The following is a 24879-nucleotide window of genomic DNA, read 5'->3' as shown; positions in this document are numbered from 1 at the left end:
ATGCACTAAGTTTAACCTAGAATAAATTATTCAGAAACAAGCAAATCTGTATATTAGTTAATTAAAAATTAATTCTAAAACTCTCATTTATTCTAATCTATATGGGTAGAATATTCTACACAGCATCTAGCTACACAGCGCCATATGATAATATCAACCAGTTGGTTGAAACACCTTTGATATGCAGCAAGCTGGATCTCTATAGGTGTATAATGACAGTAGGCAATCCGAGTTACATCACCAAGACGGACATTCGGAATTACGGCCTTTGGAGGGCCGTATCAAATTCTATTATCCAAAAGTGTTTGATAGTCTTCACAAATATCCAATCTGGAGAAGACCTGAATCTACATCCCATTTACAATGATTATGTAAGTGATCAAAAAAGAATAGTCAGCTACAATCTTGGTATGGCGGTGGCGAAATATTACGCGGAAAAATTGTTGTCGATCCCGAACTTAATTCATGTTGAATCTTTGAAAAAACAAGGCGCGATTACATTCCTTGATACAACTTCAAAGCTTGAGCCAGATCTGGTTGGTATGTCTGAAAATGGCGAATGGCATGTATTTGAAGCAAAAGGTACTACTGCTAAACACCTGAATAGTAAAATCAAAGAGGCAAAGGATCAGGGGGGAAATGTCGATACCATACATGGACTGGTCCCGTCGACGATAACCGCCTGTGCCACATCTTTTGGGGAAGATCGAATATTCTCCAAAATTGTCGATCCGCCTTCACAGAAAGGTGTGAAAAAAATTGTTATTGATCCTGAGAAATTTTATGAAACCTATTATTCACCGTATTTTGCGCTTGAGGAGTTCAGCAGCCCGAGAGGCAAAACATCTAGATTAAGGGGTGAAGATTTTAGAATGCTAAGTCTAAAGGCGAACAATTTGGATATTGAAGTTGGGCTGGATTTGGAAATTTATGAGTTGTTGGTTGATAGGAAATTCGACGACATCGAACAATTCTACATTCGTAATCAGTCGTCCGTGATTGACAGGCAAATCGACTCTGAAAACAATAGGATTTCAAGAGGATTAGATGGTTTCATTGTTCGATATGGCGGTTAAATTATAAGTGCATTTCAAATATAATTGTTAACTGGATAAACCAATTTGATTGGCCTCATTCCGCCAATTTTAGAAGAGTCCATAACAAACTGGTTATCAAGAAGTAATCAAAAATTTATTTTTGGTGAAGAGGGGGCAATAGGTTATGGTTTTTCCATATATATAACTCGAGTTCACATTCTCTTTACAATATGAATTCTTTGATCAAACTGTTTTCTAAAAAAAAACAAATATATCGTAGAGTATTAAGGCAGAACTGAAGGCTATGTATCAAAGAGGCTGAATGCGAAATACTGCGAAAATTCCTTCTTGAAATAGTCGTCTCTGGAAACAGTATGTTTAAATACATGGGCTGCTGCAATATAATTTTCAACAGTGTTGTAAATGGACAGATAGAAGTGTTGCAGGGCATTGATTTCAGTGCCTTCGCTATTTTTATATTCAAAACAGCTATAACCGTAGGTATCCCTGCCTGCGTCAACATAATCCTGTTTAAGATGATAGGATTCCTTTATACCAGTAATTTCATCAGGGAGTAATTGAAAAGTGTCATGGTCGTACGTGTAAGGTCCATGCTTGGCTCTATAACTATCAAAATAGCCTGAAATAGAGGCAATATTCGGGGCATTATAGATAAATAAATGACAAGGTTTATAGCAGATCTTTTTCACCTCTTTGAAGTAATCGAGGGCATCATGAAACCTAGCATTATCCATAGAAGTTTTCACCTCCACTATCGCCACTACCGATTCCGTCGGTACGATCACGATATCGTTGATCCTATAAAATGGAGCAAAGAAACTGGAATCATAGATGATTATATCTATCTGGCGACTTGTTTCGCCATCTGCATTGCGGATAAATCCTTGCTCAACACTTATTGTTTTTGGCAAATGCTCTTTTAAAAATGATCTAAGTATTTCTTCGGTAACAATTCCTATTGTAGGATGATGCCTTGTTATAAAGCCTTTGGCCTGATTTAACTTCAGGAGTAGTTCTTCACTTATAAACTGGAAGTTGTCTTGCATGATCCATTAATAAAACTAATCTATAAATATAGATTTTCAGATCAAGTTATCCTAAATGCACATGGAATTATGCAATAGCTATGATTACGAATAACTATATTGATGCAGCAAATGAACAATAATTAAAATCAGGCAAATATGATCAAAATATACATGGACTGGAATGTAATGAGTCAGATGAAAGCTGGGAAACATTCCGAATTCGCAGAGATTATTGCTGATAATAAAAAGTTCTATAAACTTTATTCAACTTCTCATATTGGAGATATAGCAGCAAGCAGTAATGCCCTTGAAAACAAACAAAACATTGATACAGACCTAGAGTTCATTTCGGAGCTTACCGGAAATCAATGTGTATTCAATACCGGTAAAGAAATCGTTATCGAGCACAGATCACCTCATGAACTATTCGACGAACGCACAGATCTAGGAGGAATTCTTGAAATGTTAAATTTGGGGAATGACGATGTGACCCTAACGCCTGAAGATGATGAAATCCGAAAACTTATTCTGCCAGCCCTTGAACATCTTAAACATCAGCCAAGTGATGAGGTATTCAAAGCGGCATTTGAAAACCCTGATTCCGCGAATGAAATGAGACAATTTCTTCCTGACCTGGAAAATAATTACACTAGTGCAGGCGTCTTCAATTCTATCTTAAATATGTTCAAAAGGCTGAATGAGAAAGAGGATTATAAGCAGTTACGGAACATAGTCCAACGGGGTGCAAGAATTAACCGTGACAGATTGTATGATACCTCGGACCCCTACAAAATGATCGAAAAAGCTTACGGGAAATTAGGCGTTGTTGTTCCCGACACCCCACTTTCCAATGAGTACGCACCACAATGGTTCAATGAACTAACCAACGAATACATCAAACTTGATATGCATGGCTATCAGGAAGACCAAGTAAAGATCGACAAAGGCAAAAAACAGACCTTTCGCAATACCACAGAGGATGCTTTCCACACCGCTTTTGCAACGACCTGCGATTTTTACATCACCAATGACGGGAGAAACCGGAAAAAAGCAGAGGTTATCTACGAAAAACTTAAAATCAATTCGTTAGTCATGACTACTGAGGAGTTTGTTGCCCACTATAAGAATTGGTTGCATTTTAAAGGTGAAAAATTTCTAAGTTTCATACCAGCGATCCTTCAATACGTTGATCCCGAAATCAGCGAGAATGGCTTACATCGAACCTATTTCGGTTGCTTTTTTGTTTTTGACTATTTTAACAAGATGCTCCTTATTCAGAACGAGGACGCAGCAAAAAAACCATTTTTTATGCTGACAAGGCAAAAGCCTACCCACAATACTTTTTTGTACCGCAACGAAATTGAAGTACTAGTCGACAAATTACTGGCGATTTTCGGTAAAGATCTAGAAGAACTCAATAGCATTCAAGATGCTGATCAAGATCAGATCAGGGCAGATGAGTGGCCAGGAAGAAAGTGGATCTACCTTGGAATGCATTATTACCTAAGAATCGTAACTGGGAGGTTGCAGCTTTATATCTCATTTATGACTGCCGAAGAAAATACGGAAAGTGCATCTTCATAAAAACAATCTTGAATAAAAATATTTTAAATTAGAATTTATGAACGTCAGTACGGTTTTAGGATATAAAGATATTTTTCCAGATCAGCAGGATATTTATGAAACACTCATGGCGGATTTAGATTCTGAATCCGCAATTCGCGTTTGCAGTGCCTTGAACAATGAGCTCAATGGTGCTGGTGGAATGCGAGGTAACCAAGGAGCGATTTTACGCGATATTGCTAAGCGCTTTTCCAAAGAACAGAAACTCGATTGGGACACAAGATACACCGCATATCTTAACCAGTTTCCTTCAGAAGCAGAACCGGTGCTCTTCAATAACAGGAGCTTCTTGGATATGGTCATAAAAGAACTGGGAAGAAACCACTCTCCAATTGAAAACGCAGAGGCACAACCGATCACTGAATACAATTTCCTAAAAGCCTATATGCTCGTTGCAGACGAAAATGCCGTTATAGATAACGCACTAATGGACCACACCAAAATTGAAAAATCAGATCCGATGTTTTTGATGAAAATTGTTTGGAGTTTAACCGTAACGAAGTTTGAGTACCTCGAAAAAAGCAGTCAGATTTTTGAGACTGTAAAAACAATGTGTTTTATGACGTTTTTACTGAATTCAGAATACCGTTCATTTCTAAATGAGTATCTGAAAAAACTAGCTGTTCCTTCACCTGGCGCATATCTTGCAGCTTTTGGTTTGTTGATCAAATCAATTAACAATTTTGATCCAAACGCCCGACTTTTGAAACGTTTGAATTACATTAAACCAGATCTTAATGCCGATCAAACCCTTTTGCAAAAGCTATCGATTAATCTTAAAAACCAACCGTCTTTTAAGCTTGCGGACATTAAAAAATCACCATTGTGCTATGCTAGTGACCGCGAGGCATATATCGTAATCGATTACAATTTCCTGACTAAAAAAATGTACCGTGGAGCATTTTTTGAGATATGCCATACGACTAGTTTGACGAAGGATAAAAGTAAAGAAGAGAAAAATAACATATATAATACTTATTGTTCAAAAGTCTCAGACTCGCTGGAGCATACGCTGTTTAAACCCGTAATGCAACAGCTGTTCCTCAAAGAAACGCCAGTTAAAGTTCATTTTGATGACCAAACACCCAATGTGCCCGACTGTTACTGTAGAATCGGAAATATCATTTTTCTATTCGAATATAAGGCTTACACTTTTCCGGAAGAACACATCCTTAAACCCGATTTCGAGAAATTCATTTCCTACCTCGAAGAAAGGTTCGTTAAGTCGGATACTGAAAGCCCAAAAGGAATTTCTCAACTTTACACTCAGATCCAGCTGATCTGCGATAACAAATTTGAGTTTGACAAAGAAGCGTATGAGATATACCTAACCCAAGGCTTGCATATTTTTCCGATTCTGGTGCATAGTGATTTTAACTACACAATGCCGGGCATAAACAGGTACTTACATGAGAGATTTGCTGAGTTGCTTTCGAAAGCTAGCCCTGACAATTTAAGGATTGCGCCACTGGCTATGATCAACTTAGAAACTATATGTGACTTTTCCATAACCGGTCAAAGTATAAATGACTTGGGTGCCGCAATCGAAAAGTATATCAATTTTATAAATGAAAATGAGCAAGCTTTTGTGCAGACCTGTTCTCAAACCGCCTTGCTTCGAGCGAGCAGTAGTTTCGATGCATTTTACCATCGAAATCTTGCTGCTCCCAGTAAAAACATCTCAATTCCTGAAAAGATAAAAGAATTGGTGGAATTGGCAGGCATTGTACTAACAGACTTGAATACGCCATTGTTAACCGATGGTGAATAATATAAATCAAGGTTATCACATTCGAACAACATTTTATGCGGCCTGTAAACGCTTAGTTTGCTAACTTGCGATATGCCAATATGTAAACTCTGTAAAATAAATGAAGCCAATAAGACCGGCAGCCATAATGTTCCTTTTTTCTTAATGAGATCGGTTGACAATGAAATAGGAAAACGTGCAAGAAATAAAGAACTAGGTTTTAAAATATCCGGCAATGATGTAAAAGGATATTTTGGACAGTCCGTACTCCGCGAAAAACTAGTTGAAGTATTTGGAGAACTTCCCGATGAGGAGCTTGAAAACCGAGAAAGTAGTATAATTGAGGATTATATTTTCTGCAAATCATGCGAAGATAAATTTGGTGAAATAGAAAGTGGATATGCCCCTACACTGACTAAAATTGGGGAAGGCGTTTATAACAGTAGTGGCAAAGCCGGAGAATCATTAATATTTTGGATCGGTATTTTTTGGAGAGTTTCTGTTTCGGACGAGGCAGCTTTCAAAATGCAGAAGAAAGATGAAAATAAACTTTGGCTGTTACTGAATCACTATATGAATCATCAAGACGCTTATGCGGAAGTAATTCAGTATCAGGAAGTTTTAGGCAACATTGGATATAAAATAATCAGATCTCCAGGATACGCTGAAAAGTTCAACACAGGTAGTTTTACCATTCACCTGTCGCACAGGCAGCCTTATTGTATGTTGCTCGGTGAATTTGCGGTGTTCCTATATATGAAAAAAACACATTTAAACGGGATTCAACAGTCATTCTATACTTTCGAAAAAGATCTGCCGTTAGCTCCAGTAAACACCACAAACAAGGATGAAGAAATATTATCTTTAAATCATGATGAGTTTTCTAAAAGAATTGACTCTGCAGCACATCATATGGCAGATAACCGAAAAAGAAGCATGAACGAATTTCTTGATTCACTGCATGTTGTCTGGGGAGGCGAAACAAAACGCATGCACAAAGATGTAAAGGAAGAAATTTTTAACCATTTAGCATATAGTAATGAGAAACTTGGCAAGAAATATACGAACGAAGATCTATTTAGATCAGCGTTTGAAGTGTTAAGTAAGTATAATAAACCTATCGATTAAAACTTATGTACCAATCGGGAATGTCAATATACCAATTGTTGTCTGCTGTTTTGTAAAACCGGAATGTTGTTCTCATTATTTATTATATTGAATCATCTCTTTATTGGCAGCTGGGTTTTTGGGATATTCTTTTTATTAAAAATGCTCTTACGGCCGTAAAACATCAAAAAAAACCGCGCGCAACCTATCCGAGTTGCCGCGGCCATTACTAATCTACTTAAAAAGAGGGTGAAATTTATTTTAAAACTCGGGAAGCAAAATAAATTTTATCAGATTTTTCTGATTAAAAAACGTCTCCGAGGCGAGTTTTAAATTTTCAGGATTAATGTTATTAAGCAAGGAATTATTCTCTAGAACCTCTAGCGGATTTTCTTTATTTTCGAATTGTCCACCCAGGTTGGATATTACGGTTCGATTTGTGCCAGCTATTTCGGAGTGTTAGTGCCAGCAATTACGGTTTAAATGATGCCACTTTTAATTTTTAAAGAGAATGATTATATTTACACAATAGCAATTGCAGCTAAAACGTACAAAATAAATGGTGAGCGATTAGGTGAGTTAAATCGAAAACCGCATAAAATACTATTTAAACGCTGATTTTAGCACCAGGTGCAAATCCCAGCGGGATCACAGAAAGCCTCATAGAAATGGAGGGCACTGAAAAACTACCTATTTAAAAAGGGCTTATGAATTTTTTATTCCATAAGCCCTTTTCTTTATGATATTCGCAATCTCTTAAATTTTATTTCGCAATTAGACGATTCTAAGAGGCCTTATCTGCCGTTTTTTCTCAATATTTAATACGACATTTTTTACAAGGACTTTTTCAGTGCCCTCTAGAAATGTGGGGCTTTTTTGTTCTATTCCTGCTGGCTTTGCATTGCTAATATATTAAATTATAGACCGTCAAAAGGGCTTTTTATTGATTTATTATTTTGGTAATCAACTGCATTTTTTTTGTCGTTTTGCTGCCGCTATGCCTTATGAATTCTACTGTGTTTCGCAAATGAGTCCCACTTTGCGACAAATGTTTAGCGGAGTTTAGATAATTTACGGACACTGTTTTTTCTAACAATTATTTATAAAACTTATGGAAAAATCAGTAGCCGAAAAGCTCCCGGGGGTCCGAATCAATCTAAATACATTACACCTTCCATAACGATTATAGAAGATCCGCTTATCCAAATTCCATCGTCCACTACTTCTGCCTCAATAACAGAGGGCCTCCTAACATGAGCACCTTGTAAGATGCGATAATTTTGGTTTTTTTCCACATAGCCAAGATTTTCAAGGTAACCGGTTAAAGGCCCCGCTGCAGTTCCGGTAGCAGGATCTTCATCAATACCAATACTGGGGTTAAAAAAACGTGTTTCTGCAAGAAATTCACTTTTGCCATGTTCAGTAGTAAAAAGATAGCAACCTTCAAATCCGAATTTGGAGGAAGCTTCTTTCAAAAGACTTTTACTCAATACTGCTTTGTTTAAGAATTCCGAATTCTTTATGGGAACCATAAGGTGTCCCACTTCTGTTTTTACAATATTGATATTCCAATCGTTAAGGGTAAGATCGTCAGCACTTAGTCCAATGGCTTCGGCAATTACGCTGGCAGGTACCGTTACCATGATTTCAGCAGGTCTCTGTTTCATGCCAACGTAAGGAATTCTATCCTTCTCACTGATCTTAAGGGGGATTTTTTCACCCGCCATTAACACCCAAGCCTGTCCATTTTGTTCGCGGAAAATATCCCATTTTTTTAAGATAGCCAGGCATACTGCACCCAAAAGATTATGTCCAGCTCCGGTAATCTCAAAATTCGCTGGCGTAAATGATCTTACGCTAAACACTTTTTCAGTTGCCGAATAATTTACAAAAGAAGTCTCTGAATATCCAAACTCCCTGGCGATGTCATAATATTGTTCCAATTCCAATTGTTCCTCAGTATAAACTACAGACAACTGATTTCCCTTAAATTTTTGATCCGTAAAAACATCCAATACGTAATAGTCAACTTTCTTTTTCATCGTTTTCATTTTTATGATTTCAAAATTAGGACACAAAACTTTAAGTTTGTTATCGGTTAACTAATGGTTACCGGTTACCTTTTGTTAACTATCAAATATGGAAACACCAATCAAACGGGAAGCGACCTGCGAGCAGGAGCTGGCGGCTATCCGGGATAGCCTGGAAATACTTGGCGGCAAGTGGAAGCTACGAATTATGCGATATCTTAACAATCATATAGATGAAAAAAACACATTTAAGAAGATCCAGCGTGAGGTTGAGGGTATATCTGCAAAAATGCTTTCCAAAGAGTTGAGGGAACTTGAAATAAACCTCCTCGTTACCCGAACGGTTATGGAAACCAGGCCTATTACCGTGAATTATGCAATGACAGAATATGGGCTAAGTGTTTTCCCGGTCACCGAAACATTGGTTGATTGGGGATTAAACCACCGTGAAAAAATAAAGTAGCATTCAAAAGCATTAGACCACAGTTCCGATTCGGCATTAAGAAAGGGCTGACGTTTAACACATAAGATTGTAAAAAAACAACACTGCTCGCGATCGGGTTAATCGATACAGCAGGCAATTGATAAAAAGCAAAGTTTCATCAGCCAAATTAATAATACGTTTCAAATCGAATACAAAAGTATCCGAGATAATGTCAGGAGGATCATCAAATACCTCGATAATTTGAATAATCACAAAGCCGTTTTATTGCCCCTTTACCCGGGCTGCTCCGACACAGCTCTAGACCAACAATACCTTACGATAACTTTCTCTTTACCTTTCATTTAACTACCGTGAACTCGCTGATCTTAAGCGACGCAAACCTTTGACCTACCCGATCTACACCAAGGCTACAACTCAACCGAAGCATGTGCGAAGCAGTATGCAAACAAGTACCCAGCAGGCCTGGCCGGAAGGTGGCCTAAACGTGGGGTAAATGTGGCTTAAAGGTGTACTTTAGAATATTTTTTTGGGGATTTTTAATCAGATGGATTGATTTGGGATACCATCTCTTCTAATTAACCCAATATACTAAAATTATGGCTATCCGGAATTGAATTAACAAGATTAACGGGGCAAACGGAATCTTGTTTTTTACAAACGCGGAATTAAGCTTTGAAATTATTTAGTATCGATTTCTACTTTACCACCATTTTTAAATAGATCGTGGGAGATGAAATATCCGTTATTTGCTTTCCCGTTAACTTTAATGTTGGTGATCCCCCTTCCCTTTCCAGGCTTGCTAATTGTTAAAAAATTTCCTGTACTGGTTTTCCATTTAACTTCATCAAAAAGTGGAGCAGTAACTAAATATTCGGCATCTGTTGCGGAGAATGGATACAAACCTAAAGAACTGAATACATACCAGGCAGACATTTCACCAGCATCATCCATTCCCGAAAGCGCCAAACCATCGCTCCCTATACCATATAGCTCATTTAAGATTTTATCGATAATTTTTTGTGATTTTTCTGGTTTCCCGATAAGCGTATAAGAAAAAGGAGCTTCATGATCTGGCTGATTTCCCTGGCAGTATTGACCAATCATGGTTTCTACATTCCGTGCTATATATTTTGGGTTCCAGGGCACAGTAAACAAGGAATCTAACTTGGATTCGAACCCTTTTGCACCGCCGTACAATTCGATTAAACCTTTCATATCATGAGGCACATAAAATGAAACCTGCCAGGCGTTGGCTTCCCTGTACATATATTCGTAATAAGGGTATTGTGGATTAAACGGTTTGATCCAATCGCCATTCTCTAATCTGCCCCTCATAAAGCGTGTACCCGGATCGAACATATTTTTATAGTTTTTCGATCTCGCCATCAAGGTGCGGTAATTGCTGCTATCGCCGAGTTTTTTAGCGATCTGAGCCAGCGAATAATCATCGTAAGCGTATTCCAATGTTTTAGAAACGCCTGCCTTGGCTTTGGTTTCTACATGTGGATTTTTAACATCGGGATCTGAGATATAACCCTTCTCGATATATTCTTTCACAAACGGACGGGCACCACCATCTACATTGGCATTACGTAATAAAATTTGATAAGTACCCTTGATATCGAAATCATCTATTCCCCTTAAATAAGCACCTGCTATAGAGGATGCGCCATGGTCGCCATGAAAAAACGTTGGGATGAATCCTGTTTTATCGCCAACCTCTTTCATCGATTTAATTACATCCAAGGTAACCTCAGGCGTAATTAAACCCAGCAGTACATCCTTATTGCGATAAGTATCCCAAAGGGAAGGTTCGGTATAATAGTTGAAATTACCCTTAACAACGTTGTGCTTAGCATCTTTAAATTCACCGTTTACATCACTCCGCAAAGCTGGCCATAAAAAAGAGCGGTACAAACAAGAATATAACATTTGCTTCTGTTTTTCGGTGCCACCCTTTACCTGTATGGTAGATAAAAGTGTTTCCCATTTTGCTGTCGCTTCATTACGGATCTCCGGAAAAGTCTTGTTGCCAATTTCTCGTTCCAGGTTTTCTTTGGCATTAGCTGTACTTACAAACGATAAGCCGATTTTAAGTTCTACTGGCGCTGTACCGCTATCGGCCAAGTGCATAATCGCATAGCCTGAGCGTTTACCTACATCAGTCTGATCAAGTTTTTCGATCTTGGCATTTACCGTTGCGTAGAAATATACATTTTCGCCACCTTGGAAGCCCTGTATAGCAGAAGTACCAACTTGCTCGATATTCCATGTAGAAACCCTGCTATTGGCCTTTCCCATGTCGAAAAGAATCTGTCTGTTAGTGGGATTCTTATAGTCATATTGATGAAATCCACACCTCAAAGTTGAAGTAAGCTTTACATTTATCTTATAATCATTTAGATAAACCTGGTAAAAACCTGGTGCTGAACTTTCATTTTTGTGCGAAAATTTCGATCCAAATTTACCGTTAGCATCAGATAGCGGTAAAATTGGAATGTTGCACAAGTTCCAGTGCCCTTTATTGGTGTGTGCAAAGCCATAAATAGTATCATCTTCATATTCGTAACCTGCACCAGATCCAAATTCTGTAATCGGACTTAATTGCACCATAGCATTCGGCAATGAGCTACCTGGAAAAGTTAAACCCGCCCACGATCGCCAGCCCTGTGGCAACTCATAACCTAAAATTTTAGGATCGGTTAAGGGCACTGTGCCGATAAAAGTATTTACATACTTGGTAAAAGCTGTTTTGGATTGACTTTGAGCAGTATATATGTGCGTAAGGCTCAAAAACAAAATTAAGGTTAGAAATTTGGTTATCGATTTCATTTTACATAAAACGTTTTAGTGTGTCATATCAAATATATAAAATCTATTAAAATCCAATCTAAAATATCATAATAGTTACCAACTAAAATTTCGCTGGTGCAAATTATCGGATGCTTAAATAATTGAATAGTATGCCAATAATCGATAGGTATTCATCTACCTAGTGGGCAGCACAATCGTTTGATTATCTATATATTTGGCTATACACTAATCAAATAACCAACATGTTTTTTAATTGCAAGCAAGCTATTCTCTGCACGCTAGTCTCATTTGCAGCCTTTAGTTTTTTCACGCCAGTTTTCGCTCAAAAGAAAGAAAAACCATCTTTATTGATTTGGGACGATAAACCTGCAAAGAACTGGATGACAGAAGCCTACCCCATTGGAAATGGTCGCATTGGTGGTATGATTTTCGGCGATGTAAATCAAGAACATATTCAGTTTAATGATAATACGCTCTGGACAGGAGATGAAAATGATCGGGGTATGTACCAGACTTTTGGAGATATATTTATTGATTTCGACAATAAAGATCAAAATTTCAGCAATTATACACGGAAATTAAATCTAACCGATGCGGTTCATTCCATCAGTTACACTCAAAATGGGACCAGCTATAAACGTGAATATTTTTGCAGCTTTCCGGATAAAGTAATGGCTTTAAGGTTAACTGCTGATCAGAAAAAATCATACTCAGGCACGGTTAGGCTTAAAAACGCACATCAGGGTGTCGTAACTGTTCGTGGAAATACCATCCAATTTGTAGGCAAATTATCAAATGGAATGCCTTATCAGGCCACGGCTTTGGTTAAAATCGAAAATGGTAGTAGCCATTCAGTTAAAAATGATGACGGAGAAGGATTAAAAATCGAAAATGCTGATGCCATAACCATCCTTTTTACCGCTGCTACGAATTATAGCAACAAACGTAGCCAAAATTGGAAAGGAGAAGAACCTGCTTCCAAGATAGACCGTATCCTAAAACAAGCAACGGCAAAATCATATTCAAATCTGTTAAAAGCACACGTTCAGGATTACCAGCAATTATTTAACCGTTTAGCTATTAATTTAGGTGAGCATGATATTAAAAACAACAGTTTACCAACTTATCAAAGGCTAATCAATTATAAAAAAACGCCTGATCCGGCCTTAGAGGCGTTGATTTTTCAATACGGTAGATACCTTCTGATCAGTTCATCAAGACAGGGAGGATTACCGGCCAACCTGCAGGGCCTCTGGAATGAAAGTAATACACCGCCATGGGGCAGCGATTATCACTCCAACATCAACATCCAGATGAACTATTGGCTGGCTGAGCCGACTAATCTTTCTGAATGTCAGCTCCCATATCTCGATTACATTAACAGTATGCGGGAAGTGAGTGCTGTTGCCACACGCAAACAATATCCGAATACCCGTGGCTGGACCGTAAAAACAGAAAATAATATTTTCGGAGGAATGAGTTTTTTATGGAACACGCCTGGAAGTGCCTGGTATGCGCAAGCACTTTGGGAGCACTACGCTTTTACAAAAGACAAAGATTATTTAAAGAATTTTGCTTACCCCATTATAAAAGAGATATCGGAGTTCTGGGATGACCATCTGAAAAGAAGATCAGATGGCACTTTGGTATCTCCGTTGGGCTGGTCGCCAGAGCATGGGCCAACTGAAGATGGCGTAACCCACGATCAGCAAATTGTGTACGATTTATTCACCAATTATATAGAAGCAGCTGGAATTTTAGGCATTGATAACGATTATAAACAACACATTGCAGACCTTAAAGCACACTTATTGAAACCAAAAATTGGTAAATGGGGACAATTACAGGAATGGGAAACCGATCGTGATGATCCCAAAGATCAGCACAGGCACATTTCTCATCTGTTTGGTCTGCATCCAGGGAGAGAAATCAGCACCATTAAAACACCAGAACTTGCCAAAGCCGCGAGGGCAACTTTAACTGCACGTGGTGACGAATCGACAGGATGGTCTATGGCTTGGAAGATTAACTTTTGGGCCAGACTACAGGATGGAAATCATGCCTACAAAATATTACAGAACTTCATTACGCCAGTAGGTGGCTCAGGTACCGATTACAACAAAGGTGGTGGCATTTACACCAATCTTTTCTGTGCACATCCACCCTTCCAGATTGATGGAAATTTTGGTTATACTGCGGGCGTTTCAGAAATGCTCTTACAAAGCCAGGCTGGTGAATTACAATTTTTACCTGCCCTGCCCGATCAATGGTCAACAGGAAGTATTCAGGGTTTAAGAGCGAGGGGCAACTTTGAAATTACGGATCTGCAGTGGAAAGATGGTAAAGTTATAAAGTTGTCGATCAAATCGTTATCTGGCGAAGATTGTGTTGTGAGATCTCCTAATGCGTTAAAACCTAAGCTTAAAGGTATCGATGAAGAAAAATCTGGAAATGACTTTAAATACAGTTTTAAAACACAGGTAAGAAAAGTATATAGTTTTGAAGGATAGTTTGGTCGTCATTGCGAGATGGCTTTTTCAGCCGACGAAGAGGCCATATCATAAATAGTGAATTGTCATCCTGAGCCTGTCGAAGGACTTAGTTGAATAACTTTTATGTGTTTCGACAGGCTCTCCGTAGGAGTCCTTTGGGCAACATGACAAAATCTGAGAAGAAATTGTCTTTATGATACAGCCTCAATCTTAAAACGATCGCTACTCGTCAAGTCACTTCATTCAAACATTTACCTTCTAATTTTCGTTTAATCATAAATAGATTTTGTTATGAGCACATCCGATAAACTATTAACCGAGCATAATGCTAAAGTTGTTGTACTTGATTTTATCAATGCCTTAAACACCGAAAACTTTGAAATGGCCAGAGCACAACTGCATGATGACATGACTTTTAAAGGTGTTATGGGCGAAAGAAACGGCGCTGATATTTACATCGAAGACATGAAGAAAATGAAATTCAAATACGATGTTAAAAAAGTATTTGTAGATCAGGAAGAAGTTTGCCTTTGGTACGATATCAACATGGGTGAAAAACCAATCTTTTCAAGCGGTTGGTACAAACTGGAAGACGAGAAGATTAAATCATTCCAGGTGATTTTCGATCCAAGGCCTATATTGTAAGGGAGATGGAAACATCGTAGTATCGTCATTGCGAGAAGACTTTTTCAGCCGACGAAGCAATCCTACAACGTTCGCTATTAACGTGTGTTTTAAGATTATTCATTTGTTTTTAAAGGCATTCATGAGTTCAATCGTTCGGTTAGCTTCTTGCCTCTCAATGACGAACATTCTATAAGAATCTGTAAATGAATTCGTTGTCAAAGAATATTTACCGATTTATAGTTAAATAGGTAGTTAACGATAGATTGTTCCATTCATGTAAGTAGAAATGACGAATACTAATATACTAACAGACCTGCTTAAGCTTCCTAACAATGATGTGGCTACCTTCCAACTGAAAAAGAAACATTAAAAACTCATCCGTTTCACTGATTTCAATACTTTTAACGATGCCAGATTGGCCCTTTCCATCTGTTATAACCTCTCCTATTTTAATTTCTAAAAGTGTCGAAGTAGGCAAATTATCATTTATTATTGTCATATTGTAAAAGGTAAGTTCAGTGTGAATATGTTTTTTTAGACGTAAAAGATACCTTTATGGGTATTGGCAATTTCTGATATAATGTATGAAAAGATAAAACAAAACCGTATTGATTGGGAATTGAACTGAAGTCAAAATCAGTCATTAACAACAATCAATACGGTCGGTATATTAAGCTTTTAATAAAGCTGGTTTTTCGTGGTAGGTTCTCCAAAGTAACTCACCAAATAAGGTGTTAGACCAAGCAAACCAAGCCCTTGTAAAGTTTGCCGGGTTGTCTTTATTGAAAGACTCGTGCATAAAACCTTTGCCAGCATGTGTTTTGCGTAACATTTCGATACAGGCTTTAATCTCGGTATCATCTTTTGAAGTTAAGGCGCGCATGGTGATACTCATTGGCCAGATCATATCCTGACCAGCGTGCGGCCCACCAATTCCCTCGGCAGCTGTACCTTTAAAGAAATATGGATTGTCTTTAGAGAGGGCGAATTTTCTTGTGTTCTGATAGATCGGATCTTCAATTTTCATTGCACCTAAATAAGGTAAGCCCAACAAGCTTGGTACATTAGAATCGTCCATCAGATACGAGCTTCCAAAACCATCTACCTCAAAGGCGTAAATTTTACCATATTTTGGATGACTAACGATTGCGTGTTTTTGTAGCGCTGCACTCACTTCATCAGCAAGGTTTAACAAACCGCTTTCCAGAGCTTGGTCATGCTGTAAAGCTTTAATCATTTCTGCTGCCTGCTTTAAGCTCGATACCGCAAAAAAGTTAGAAGGAACCAGGAATGGGAAAATGGTGGCATCATCACTCGGACGGAATGCAGAACAGATTAGTCCGACCGGATTTACCGGAAAACCATAACCCGCCATCGGTAAAGAATCGGTAGGTTGGGTAGTTTCGCGTTGAAAATGATATGGCCCTTTATCCGTTTTTCGCTGTTGCTCTTTAAATGTTTTTAAAGTAGCTTCAATTCCTTTTTTCCAACTGGCATCAAAAGGTGTTTTATCGCCTGTTTTTTTCCAGTAGTGGTAAGCCAGGCGGATTGGATAACATAAAGAATCTATTTCCCATTTACGCTCGTGTACACCAGGCTGCATGGCCGTTTTATCGGTTTTCCACTCACCTACCTTAGTGGCATCACCATAAAAAGCATTTGCATAAGGATCTTTTAAAACACATTTAGTTTGGTGGATAATTACGCCCGCTATCAATTTTTTAAGTGCTTCATCTTCGTTTACGAACTGAAGATATGGCCAAACCTGTGCTGAGCTATCGCGCAACCACATCGCATCAATATCACCCGTTATTACATATGTATCTGGTCTACCATCTTTTTCTGAATGATAAACCGTAGTATCTAAAGTATTGGGAAAACAATTTTCGAACAGCCAGGCCAATTCGGGGTTTTTAACGTTTGCCTGGAAAGTTTTAATTGCGGCATCTACAGCTTTACTTTGAAAGTGCCGTTTTGCGGCAGCTACACGTACCACAGGGAATTCCGGTGCGAGATTAGCGGCAAAAGAAAATTTCGATGCGACAACTCCTGCCCCTAACAAGCCTGTGTTTTGTATAAATGTTCTTCTTTTCATTATGATGTGTTATGATATTTTGGTTTAATTTCTACTAAACGAAATCTATATATTATCGATTATGATAAATAAGTAGTGGTAAGATTTTATTCGGTTAGCGCTTAACAAATATTATTATAATTTTTCGAACATCAAAATCATTATAGTCAATTAAACTATTCCTAAATCGATTTTCTTATGCATCATACTGAAATTGATTCAGATAACATTTTTGACGGACCTAAAGGTAATAATTATGTCAGTAAAAATAATTTTGAATGAGTATATTTAAATAACCAAACCTATTTATATGAATGCTGATAACAGTCTCCTATCAAAACGAATTTTATCTATTGATATACTCCGTGGATTAGTGATGATCATTATGGCACTGGATCATACAAGAGATTTCTTTCATGTTGGCGCCATGACCGGCGATCCGCTAAATCCAGACACCACTACGGGGATGTTGTTTTTTACCCGTTGGATTACGCATTTTTGTGCACCAACCTTTGTTTTCTTATCGGGATTATCTGCTTATTTATCGGCACAGAACAAAACGGCAGCCCAGGCGAGTTCATTTTTGTTAAAACGGGGTTTATGGTTAATACTGATAGAGATTGTTGTCATCACATTCGGGTTAACCTTTAATGGAACATATAATTTTATTATTCTTCAGGTGATCTGGGCTATTGGCACCAGTATGATATTCCTCGGATTGGCCAGTCGAATTTCGTATAAAACTGTGCTGATAACCGGCCTGATATTGGTTTTTGGGCATAATCTTTTCAATTTATTCCCTGCTCCACCAGATTCAAATGGTGGCTTGATCTTAAAAATATTTTTCACGGCATCAGGAACCGTTGTGCCGCTTTCTGCCAATCATTTTGTTGGTGTATTTTACGCCATCCTCCCATGGACAGGCGTGATGTTTGTGGGCTATGGCGTTGGTGCCTGGTATAAAAAAGGTTACGCCGCCGACCGCCGACAACGCAATTTATTAATTGTAGGTTTGCTCACTATCTTTGTGTTTATCTCCCTGAGGTTGATCAATATATATGGCGATCCCGTTCCGCGAAAAGAATATCACGATTTCTTTAAAAACGTGCTTGCTTTTTTTAATGTAAACAAATATCCGCCATCTTTACAGTATATCGCTATGACTTTAGGTCCGGCCATGTTATTTTTGGCTTTTACTGAAAAACTGAGCAACCGGTTTGCCAGGATAACTTCTGTATACGGTGCTGTCCCCTTCTTTTATTATGTAATACACTTTTATCTGTTGCACACCCTCTTAATTGTGGTATTTTTTGCCACAGGACATAGCACCAAAGAAATTGTACAGGTTCCATTTTTATTTAGACCTGCAGCCTTTGGCTTTGGTTTACCAATCGTGTATTTAATATGGCTTTGCGTGGTGGCCTCTTTGTATCTTCCTTGCAGGTGGTTTAAACAATATAAGGAAACACACCGCCAATGGTGGTTAAGGTATATTTAAAGCCAAGAGGGTGTTCATAAAGGCGATTTCACCTAATATGCCGTCATATTGTCCAAAGGACTCCTACGGAGCGCCTGTCGAAACACCTTAAAGCGTATTTAAACGGGCCTTTCGACAGGTTACCAATGACAGATTCTAAAAATTGGCGTCATCTCGACCGAAGCAAATGCGGAGTGTTCCAAAGGAACTCCTTAGGAGGAGAGATCTTTGGACCATGTTAAAAGATCTCTCCACTGCGGTCGAGATGACGATTTATCTTATCGATTACCCAACTCCTTTGTTTTTTGCCAAAAAACTGACCTCTCAGGATAACAAATCTATATTTGATAGAACCTTTTTGTTTAGCCTTTTTTCCATTTTATTCCACAGCCAACAGCTTTAGTTGATGCAATTGCAGGCTTTTTACCGATGGATAATTCATTAACTGCATTTTTAACATACTCCACTTTTGTACTGTTTGCTTCTTCCGGATCGTTATCTATGGCACCAATGTACTCAACCACATTTCCTTTATCGGTTTTGTTCAGCACAAAAACATGTGGCGTTCTGGTAGCACCAAACTGTTTGGTGACTACATGATCGGGATCTAACAGATAAGGGAAATTGAATTTCTTTTCTGAGGCCAGTGCCTGCATTTTTTGGAAACTTTCATCCGGAACGGCTCCAGCGTCGTTTGGATTAATAGCCACAACAGGATAACCTTTTGCAGCATAAGTTGCGTTTAAAGCAGAGATGCGCTCCTGATAAGCTTTTGCAACCGGACAGGTATTACAGGTGAAAACCACAATATAGCCCTTTGCATCCTTGTAATCGGCCAAAGCAACCATTTTGTTGTTTACGTTTTTCAGCGAGAAATCTTTTACTACATCGCCCACTTTATAACCTTCAGTCTGGGCAAATGCGAATCCTGAGATTAGCATAAAAGCCACTAAAATCAATCTTTTCATAACGATCTATTTTAAGTTTAACAAGGTATTTTTCAGTTCAGTTTCTGTAAATTCCTTCTCATAAAAACGTCTGGCTTTCTTGTTTACAAATAATGTAGCAGGAATAGCACCCGACCATTTTTTGTCTATCCGTTCAATATACGCTTGCTGATCGGGCTCGTTTAAAAGAAATACTTCGGCATTAATTTTATTGTTCAACACAAATGGAATCACTTCCTTTTGCAATTTTGACTTGAAATCTAAACTCACCAAAATTACCTTAACTGGCTTTTTTAAATTGGCTAAACGTAATTTCTCGAAATTCGGCAACTCGGCCACACATGGTGAACACCAGGTAGCCCAGAAATTGATTACATAAGTTGTATCTTTTCCATTAGCCATGCGTTTATCCAACTCATCCAATTTGAGCAATGTTACCTGCGCTGTAGCGCAATAAGTAATTAAAGATAAGCAGATTATGAAAAATACACGCATAAATGAATAACGAAATTTGGTGGGGATTGTTTTATCATTATTTGTCATTCTGAGCAAAGCGAAGAATCTTTCTTCACTTTAAATTAAAGATTCTTCACTACGTTCAGAATGACAGTAAAAACTAATTCACCGATCCCGATTTGACCAATACACGTTGATAAGCTGGAAGTGTTAAATCATCAACAATTACGCCTCTGGTAGTGCTTGCATGCACGAAAAAACCATTATTGAGGTATATCCCCACATGATCTACATCATTGCCGCCAAAAGAGAAAAACACCAGATCTCCTTCCTTTAAATTATCGATGTTTTTACGCTTCACCACATTGGCTTGCTCACGTGAAATACGTGGAAGTGTAACCCCGTAAATTTCTTTCTCCAATAAAAAAGCAAAACCAGAACAATCAATACCGCCTTTATCTAAACCCCCAAAACGGTATTTTACACCTGTCCAATCGGTAATGAAACGATAAAGCGGTTTGCTCTGTAAATTTGCCATTGCATCTGCCGCTTTCGAAGCCTTTGTATCACTTTTAACCGTGTACTTACGGGTACCGCATGACGAAAGAAAAAATATAATTGCTATTAAAAAGAATATATTCCTTTTGAGGTGGAAGGTAAAAGGTATAAGGTTTAAGGTTCTTTCCATCGTATAGTATATTAGTTGCATGTGATGAGATTTAAAACCTTATGCCTTAAACCCCACACCCTACAACCTCTCTTAGTTCTTAATCAATCGTTGTATTTCGTCCAGTTTCAATAAAGCTTCAACAGGCGTTAATGCGTTTACATCCAAATTATTCAATGTATCGCGGATTTTAACCAGAACAGGGTCATCGATGGCGAACATCTGTAACTGATAAGCCTGGTTCTGCACTTTTTTAATGCTGTCTTTTATACTTTGTCCTTCTGTACGGTCTATTTCCAGTTTTTTCAATATCTCATTAGCACGGCCAATTAATTTTGTTGGCATACCGGCCATTTTTGCAACGTGTATACCAAAACTATGTTCGCTACCACCGGGAACGAGTTTCCGTAAAAAGATTACCTTATTGGTCATTTCTTTTACCGATACATTAAAGTTTTTAATGCGCGGCATGGTATTGGCCAGCTCATTTAACTCATGGTAGTGCGTAGCAAATAAAGTTTTTGGTCTGGCAGTTGGATGCTGATGCAAAAACTCAGCAATGGCCCAGGCGATTGAAATACCATCGTAGGTACTTGTTCCGCGCCCAATCTCATCGAGTAAGATTAAACTGTCATCCGAAATGTTGTTCAGGATACTGGCCGTCTCATTCATTTCGACCATAAACGTACTTTCTCCTGAAGAGATATTATCAGATGCCCCTACCCGGGTAAAAATCTTATCTACAATACCTACTTCAGCATCTTTTGCAGGAACGAAGGAACCCATTTGCGCCATCAGTACAATCAGCGCCGTTTGCCTTAAAATGGCCGACTTACCCGCCATGTTGGGACCGGTAATCATAATAATCTGCTGACTTTCCGTATCGAGATATACATCATTGGTAATGTATTCTTCTCCAACGGGCAATTGTTTCTCAATTACCGGGTGGCGGCCACCTTTAATATCAAGCACTTTATTTTCGGTAACTTTTGGCTTGTTATAATGGTTTTTGGCCGCTAACTGTGCGAAACACAGTAAACAATCCAGCTGCGCAATTAAAAACGAATCGAGTTGGATCGGTTTGATGTAACTGGCTGTTTCGTACATCAGTTCGTTGTACAAACGGATTTCGATAGCCTGTATCTTCTCTTCCGCACCCAAAATCTGATCTTCGTATTCTTTAAGCTCCGGTGTAATGTAACGCTCGGCATTTACCAGTGTTTGTTTACGGATCCAGCCCGCTGGTACTTTATCTTTATGGGTATGGGTAACTTCCAAATAATAGCCGAAAACATTATTAAAGGCGATTTTTAACGATGGGATACCCGTTGCTTCTGCTTCGCGTTTTTGTATCTGAACCAGATAATCTTTACCACCAAAAGCTATTTTACGCAAGCGATCCAGATCTTCATCAATTCCATCTGCAATTACATTTCCTTTAATCAGCAAAGCTGGTGGTTCGGGCTGTAATTCCCTTTCAATTCTCTCCCTAATAGCCAAACACGGATTTAACTGATCGGCTATTTTAATGAGGAAAGGATTTTTAGAATCGGCAGCCAGTTTTTTAACTGCCTCAATATGGTAAAGCGCACGTTTTAAAGCAACCAATTCTCTCGGACCAACGCGTTGAAGGCCGACTTTAGAAATGAGTCGTTCTAAATCTCCAATCTGTTTAATGTTATTTAAAAATTCGCCTTGTAATTCTTCATGTTTTACAAAATACTCCACCATTCCAAGTCGCTCCTGGATTGGTTTCAATTCTTTTAATGGCATAATGATCCACTTCTGCAACAAACGTGCGCCCATTGGGGTACAGGTATGGTCCAAAATATCGAACAAGGTTACGGCATTGTCGTTAGGCGAATTCACCAATTCCAGGTTGCGAATGGTGAAACGGTCTAACCACATATAACGGTCTTCCTCAATGCGGCCGATCGAACTGATATGCTGTAGATTGCGGTGCTCGGTTTCGCCCAGGTAGTGTAGAATAACACCAGCAGCAACAATTCCGCTCTGTAAACGCTCTACACCAAAACCTTTTAAAGAGGAAACCTCAAAGTGTTTCATCAGGGTTTCGTTTCCAAAATCAGTGGTAAAAGGCCATTCGTCTAAACCAAAAGTGTAAAAACGGTCGCCGAAGTGCTCGGTAAATGCCTGTCGCTTCGATTTCTGAAAAATAACCTCTGTAGGTTTAAAACCTTGCAAAAGCTTGTCAATATAATCGCTGTTGCCCTGCGCAATTAAGAATTCACCTGTCGATATATCTAAAAATGAAACGCCCAATTGTGTTTTATCAAAGAAAACACAGGCCAGGAAATTGTTCGATTTTTGGTTTACAATATTATCACCGTAAGCAACGCCGGGCGTAACCAATTCTGTTACACCACGTTTAACAATGGTTTTTGTGGTTTTAGGGTCTTCCAGCTGATCGCAAATGGCTACACGTTGTCCTGCCCGTACCAGTTTGGATAAATAATTATCTAACGAGTGATGCGGAAAACCAGCCAGTTCTAAAGCGCCGCCATTGGGCCCGGTACCTCTTCTGGTTAATACTATGCCTAATATCTGTGCCGTTTTAATGGCATCTTCGCCAAAGGTTTCATAAAAATCGCCAACCCTAAATAGTAAAAGTGCGCCCGGATACTTCGCTTTAATCGCGTTGTATTGCTGCATTAACGGGGTTTCTTTATTCGTGTCTTTAGCCAAAACTGAAATTAATTTACAAAAGCCATAAAGATAACACGAATAAGCATTTTACAGCTGTTTTGTTGAAAAGTTAAAAGATTGTTAGTTTGTTTAACCGCTTAAATGTTTAAATCTGATATTTGGAAGGCATGCCAGTTAACCAGTTCTCTTCAATTAACCAATTTATACAGTTTAAACAATTAACCATAATTAGAAAATGAAGGGTTCTGTACATTTGGGGGGGCTGTGGCCCCACTTTTTGCTTATAGCCCCTCTTTTCAATCGGGAGCTACCGCTTCAATCAGGTTTATGAACTAAGGGCTGTTTTAACTCAGTTTCATCATAGTTCTCTTTCTTCAACAGTTAACCAGTTATTGCAATTTAAACAGTTAACCATCATTTGGAAATGAAGGGTTCTGTGCATTTCGGGGCATATAGTCCTGTTATCCGCTTTAATCGTTACACTCGTGTTCGCTCCTACCAGGTTTAGGGACAAGGGTTTAATTAATAAAATTCTTATTATCTGTCAAAAAATATTACCTTAATCCATATTACAGCTTACATTAATAAATGTATTACATGTGACATTTAACAAAACTAGAAACTTAAGATCTTAGCTATGTACCACAATAACACGCTTTGTGATATTTATATTGGAAAAGGGGCAGGTAAAAAACTAATGGATGATATGAGAAGTGCAAAATATTCTGTCAAAATTATATCCCCTTACCTATCACCATACCTAATTTCAGAATTGATTAATCTAAAAGATAAAAACATTGATGTTAAGTTAATTACCACAAATAATATCGAGGATTTTTATGGTGATCGTGAAAGAAATATCTATAAACTCATTATTCAGAAATGCAATACAGACTTTGATAAACAAATAATTAGGAATAAGTGGATTAAGCTTGCAGAAACACTGTCATATATTAGCTATGGCCTAATAGCGCTATTGATCGCATTGGCTTATTATTTCAGAGACCTTAAAATATTCTTAGGTTTTATACCTATTATTATTCTATTCCTTATACGAGGTTTGTACAAGATAAAAACTAAAAACCTTCGGATCTATTCTTACAACTATACTCAGCTATTTCCTTTTAAAGTATATATGTGTAATGAAAAAGCATCTTTAATTCACAGTAAAATATACCTAATTGATGGTCAAATCGCCTATATGGGATCGTTAAACTTTACTGCAAGCGGAACCCAACATAACCATGAGACTAGAATTAGAACTACGGACATTAACGCAATTGAGAAAATAAATAAGGAAATCGACGACCTTTTCGAAAATCCTTATATGATTGCGGCAGATCTACAGCTATGGGGAAGACAATTATACATTGAACCTATTAACTAAAATTAACATTAATTTCAAAACGTTTTGGCCCTATTGCTGTTACATTTATATAAATTTAACCTAATAACCTGAGTTCGATTATTAAATCTCATTTTGTGGCGTTTTAATCAAGTTTTCTGTTAAGACGGTCGTCACCCTGAATTTATTTCAGGGTCTTTCACGCTAAAAAGATGCTGAAATAAATTCAGCAGGACGATAAAGCGGGATTAGGCGTAAATAAGATATAATTT

19 protein-coding genes are annotated in these 24879 nt (G+C 38.1%); 9 read left to right on the top strand and 10 right to left on the bottom strand.

Translation table 11 applies throughout. From position 1 onward, the window contains the following. The first annotated feature begins 101 nt into the window (after nt 1-101). On the top strand, nt 102-1076 hold the full coding sequence (locus AW17_RS06605) for a hypothetical protein (protein WP_157280228.1): 975 nt from the start codon (nt 102-104) through the stop codon (nt 1074-1076). Nucleotides 1077-1339: 263 nt separating this feature from the next. Here AW17_RS06605 and AW17_RS06600 read toward each other — a convergent pair whose 3' ends face one another. Then, entirely contained in the window at nt 1340-2104 is a 765-nt protein-coding gene (locus AW17_RS06600) for a DUF6602 domain-containing protein (protein ID WP_209444211.1), read from the bottom strand. Nucleotides 2105-2257: 153 nt separating this feature from the next. On the opposite strand from AW17_RS06600, the gene AW17_RS06595 reads away from it, so the two are divergent. The 3 genes from AW17_RS06595 (at nt 2258) to AW17_RS06585 (ending at nt 6587) form a co-directional block, all read left to right on the top strand. Beyond that, complete coding sequence (locus AW17_RS06595; protein ID WP_157280227.1) at nt 2258-3670, top strand: hypothetical protein; 1413 nt, start codon at nt 2258-2260, stop codon at nt 3668-3670. Nucleotides 3671-3707: 37 nt separating this feature from the next. Beyond that, on the top strand, nt 3708-5480 hold the full coding sequence (locus AW17_RS06590) for a hypothetical protein (RefSeq protein ID WP_029275330.1): 1773 nt from the start codon (nt 3708-3710) through the stop codon (nt 5478-5480). Between the two features lie 72 nt (nt 5481-5552). After that, nucleotides 5553-6587 (top strand): hypothetical protein, encoded by a 1035-nt coding sequence (locus AW17_RS06585; protein ID WP_029275329.1) that lies wholly within the window; start codon nt 5553-5555, stop codon nt 6585-6587. On the opposite strand, the gene AW17_RS25350 is transcribed toward AW17_RS06585, so the two are convergent. Beyond that, nucleotides 6577-6663, bottom strand: coding sequence for a DUF6717 family protein (locus AW17_RS25350; protein ID WP_425339087.1), 87 nt, complete (start codon nt 6661-6663; stop codon nt 6577-6579). The genes AW17_RS06585 and AW17_RS25350 overlap by 11 nt on opposite strands. 1054 nt (nt 6664-7717) lie before the next feature. Continuing rightward, on the bottom strand, nt 7718-8608 hold the full coding sequence (locus AW17_RS06580) for a PhzF family phenazine biosynthesis protein (RefSeq protein WP_029275328.1): 891 nt from the start codon (nt 8606-8608) through the stop codon (nt 7718-7720). Between the two features lie 97 nt (nt 8609-8705). On the opposite strand from AW17_RS06580, the gene AW17_RS06575 reads away from it, so the two are divergent. Beyond that, the gene (locus AW17_RS06575; RefSeq protein WP_029275327.1) at nt 8706-9059 is read left to right on the top strand and encodes a winged helix-turn-helix transcriptional regulator; all 354 of its coding nucleotides are present in this window, start codon (nt 8706-8708) and stop codon (nt 9057-9059) included. 660 nt (nt 9060-9719) lie between these two features. Here AW17_RS06575 and AW17_RS06570 read toward each other — a convergent pair. Continuing rightward, nucleotides 9720-11873 (bottom strand): GH92 family glycosyl hydrolase, encoded by a 2154-nt coding sequence (locus AW17_RS06570; RefSeq protein ID WP_029275326.1) that lies wholly within the window; start codon nt 11871-11873, stop codon nt 9720-9722. 224 nt (nt 11874-12097) lie between these two features. Here AW17_RS06570 and AW17_RS06565 point away from each other — a divergent pair, with 224 nt between their 5' ends. Then, entirely contained in the window at nt 12098-14365 is a 2268-nt protein-coding gene (locus AW17_RS06565) for a glycoside hydrolase family 95 protein (protein ID WP_051691670.1), read from the top strand. A 273-nt stretch (nt 14366-14638) separates the two neighbouring features. Further along, nucleotides 14639-14992 carry a nuclear transport factor 2 family protein gene (locus tag AW17_RS06560; RefSeq protein ID WP_029275324.1) on the top strand — a complete coding sequence of 118 codons (354 nt, stop codon included), beginning with the start codon at nt 14639-14641 and terminating at the stop codon, nt 14990-14992. 286 nt (nt 14993-15278) lie between these two features. Here the strand turns inward: AW17_RS06560 and AW17_RS06555 are convergent, their stop codons facing one another. Together AW17_RS06555 and AW17_RS06550 are read right to left on the bottom strand one after the other, a co-directional pair. Next, entirely contained in the window at nt 15279-15473 is a 195-nt protein-coding gene (locus tag AW17_RS06555; RefSeq protein WP_029275323.1) for a hypothetical protein, read from the bottom strand. Nucleotides 15474-15644: 171 nt separating this feature from the next. Beyond that, nucleotides 15645-17069, bottom strand: coding sequence for a glycoside hydrolase family 125 protein (locus AW17_RS06550; RefSeq protein WP_029275322.1), 1425 nt, complete (start codon nt 17067-17069; stop codon nt 15645-15647). A gap of 289 nt (nt 17070-17358) precedes the next feature. Between AW17_RS06550 and AW17_RS06545 the strand changes: the two genes are divergently transcribed. Beyond that, nucleotides 17359-18546: an acetyltransferase domain-containing protein gene (locus tag AW17_RS06545; protein ID WP_029275321.1), complete on the top strand. Its 1188-nt coding sequence runs from the start codon at nt 17359-17361 to the stop codon at nt 18544-18546. Between the two features lie 341 nt (nt 18547-18887). On the opposite strand, the gene AW17_RS06540 is transcribed toward AW17_RS06545, so the two are convergent. The 4 genes from AW17_RS06540 to mutS form a co-directional block, all read right to left on the bottom strand. After that, on the bottom strand, nt 18888-19493 hold the full coding sequence (locus AW17_RS06540) for a thioredoxin family protein (RefSeq protein WP_029275320.1): 606 nt from the start codon (nt 19491-19493) through the stop codon (nt 18888-18890). 6 nt (nt 19494-19499) lie between these two features. Then, nucleotides 19500-19967, bottom strand: coding sequence for a TlpA disulfide reductase family protein (locus AW17_RS06535; protein WP_029275319.1), 468 nt, complete (start codon nt 19965-19967; stop codon nt 19500-19502). A gap of 121 nt (nt 19968-20088) precedes the next feature. Next, nucleotides 20089-20616: a C40 family peptidase gene (locus AW17_RS06530; RefSeq protein ID WP_029275318.1), complete on the bottom strand. Its 528-nt coding sequence runs from the start codon at nt 20614-20616 to the stop codon at nt 20089-20091. A gap of 72 nt (nt 20617-20688) precedes the next feature. After that, complete coding sequence (gene mutS, locus AW17_RS06525) at nt 20689-23268, bottom strand: DNA mismatch repair protein MutS (RefSeq protein ID WP_029275317.1); 2580 nt, start codon at nt 23266-23268, stop codon at nt 20689-20691. Between the two features lie 631 nt (nt 23269-23899). Here mutS and AW17_RS06520 point away from each other — a divergent pair. After that, the gene (locus tag AW17_RS06520; RefSeq protein WP_051691669.1) at nt 23900-24649 is read left to right on the top strand and encodes a phospholipase D-like domain-containing protein; all 750 of its coding nucleotides are present in this window, start codon (nt 23900-23902) and stop codon (nt 24647-24649) included. The last annotated feature ends 230 nt before the right edge of the window (nt 24650-24879 follow it).

Source organism: Pedobacter borealis DSM 19626 (assembly GCF_000708285.2).
GTDB lineage: Bacteria > Bacteroidota > Bacteroidia > Sphingobacteriales > Sphingobacteriaceae > Pedobacter > Pedobacter borealis.
Note: the sequence above shows the minus strand (reverse complement) of the source record. Positions and strands in the feature narration are given on the sequence as shown.

Bases quoted from the DNA above. Each gene is read 5' to 3' on its own strand.
- AW17_RS06590 (WP_029275330.1), top strand. From the start codon at position 3,708: ATGAACGTCAGTACGGTTTTAGGATATAAAGATATTTTTCCAGATCAG.
- AW17_RS06575 (WP_029275327.1), top strand. From the start codon at position 8,706: ATGGAAACACCAATCAAACGGGAAGCGACCTGCGAGCAGGAGCTGGCG.
- AW17_RS06570 (WP_029275326.1), bottom strand. From the start codon at position 11,873: ATGAAATCGATAACCAAATTTCTAACCTTAATTTTGTTTTTGAGCCTT.
- AW17_RS06605 (WP_157280228.1), top strand. From the start codon at position 102: ATGGGTAGAATATTCTACACAGCATCTAGCTACACAGCGCCATATGAT.
- AW17_RS06560 (WP_029275324.1), top strand. From the start codon at position 14,639: ATGAGCACATCCGATAAACTATTAACCGAGCATAATGCTAAAGTTGTT.
- AW17_RS06555 (WP_029275323.1), bottom strand. From the start codon at position 15,473: ATGACAATAATAAATGATAATTTGCCTACTTCGACACTTTTAGAAATT.
- AW17_RS06530 (WP_029275318.1), bottom strand. From the start codon at position 20,616: ATGGAAAGAACCTTAAACCTTATACCTTTTACCTTCCACCTCAAAAGG.
- AW17_RS06535 (WP_029275319.1), bottom strand. From the start codon at position 19,967: ATGCGTGTATTTTTCATAATCTGCTTATCTTTAATTACTTATTGCGCT.
- AW17_RS06595 (WP_157280227.1), top strand. From the start codon at position 2,258: ATGGACTGGAATGTAATGAGTCAGATGAAAGCTGGGAAACATTCCGAA.
- AW17_RS06580 (WP_029275328.1), bottom strand. From the start codon at position 8,608: ATGAAAAAGAAAGTTGACTATTACGTATTGGATGTTTTTACGGATCAA.
- AW17_RS06585 (WP_029275329.1), top strand. From the start codon at position 5,553: ATGCCAATATGTAAACTCTGTAAAATAAATGAAGCCAATAAGACCGGC.
- AW17_RS06600 (WP_209444211.1), bottom strand. From the start codon at position 2,104: ATGCAAGACAACTTCCAGTTTATAAGTGAAGAACTACTCCTGAAGTTA.
- AW17_RS25350 (WP_425339087.1), bottom strand. From the start codon at position 6,663: ATGAGAACAACATTCCGGTTTTACAAAACAGCAGACAACAATTGGTAT.
- mutS (WP_029275317.1), bottom strand. From the start codon at position 23,268: ATGCAGCAATACAACGCGATTAAAGCGAAGTATCCGGGCGCACTTTTA.
- AW17_RS06520 (WP_051691669.1), top strand. From the start codon at position 23,900: ATGTACCACAATAACACGCTTTGTGATATTTATATTGGAAAAGGGGCA.
- AW17_RS06540 (WP_029275320.1), bottom strand. From the start codon at position 19,493: ATGAAAAGATTGATTTTAGTGGCTTTTATGCTAATCTCAGGATTCGCA.
- AW17_RS06550 (WP_029275322.1), bottom strand. From the start codon at position 17,069: ATGAAAAGAAGAACATTTATACAAAACACAGGCTTGTTAGGGGCAGGA.
- AW17_RS06545 (WP_029275321.1), top strand. From the start codon at position 17,359: ATGAATGCTGATAACAGTCTCCTATCAAAACGAATTTTATCTATTGAT.
- AW17_RS06565 (WP_051691670.1), top strand. From the start codon at position 12,098: ATGTTTTTTAATTGCAAGCAAGCTATTCTCTGCACGCTAGTCTCATTT.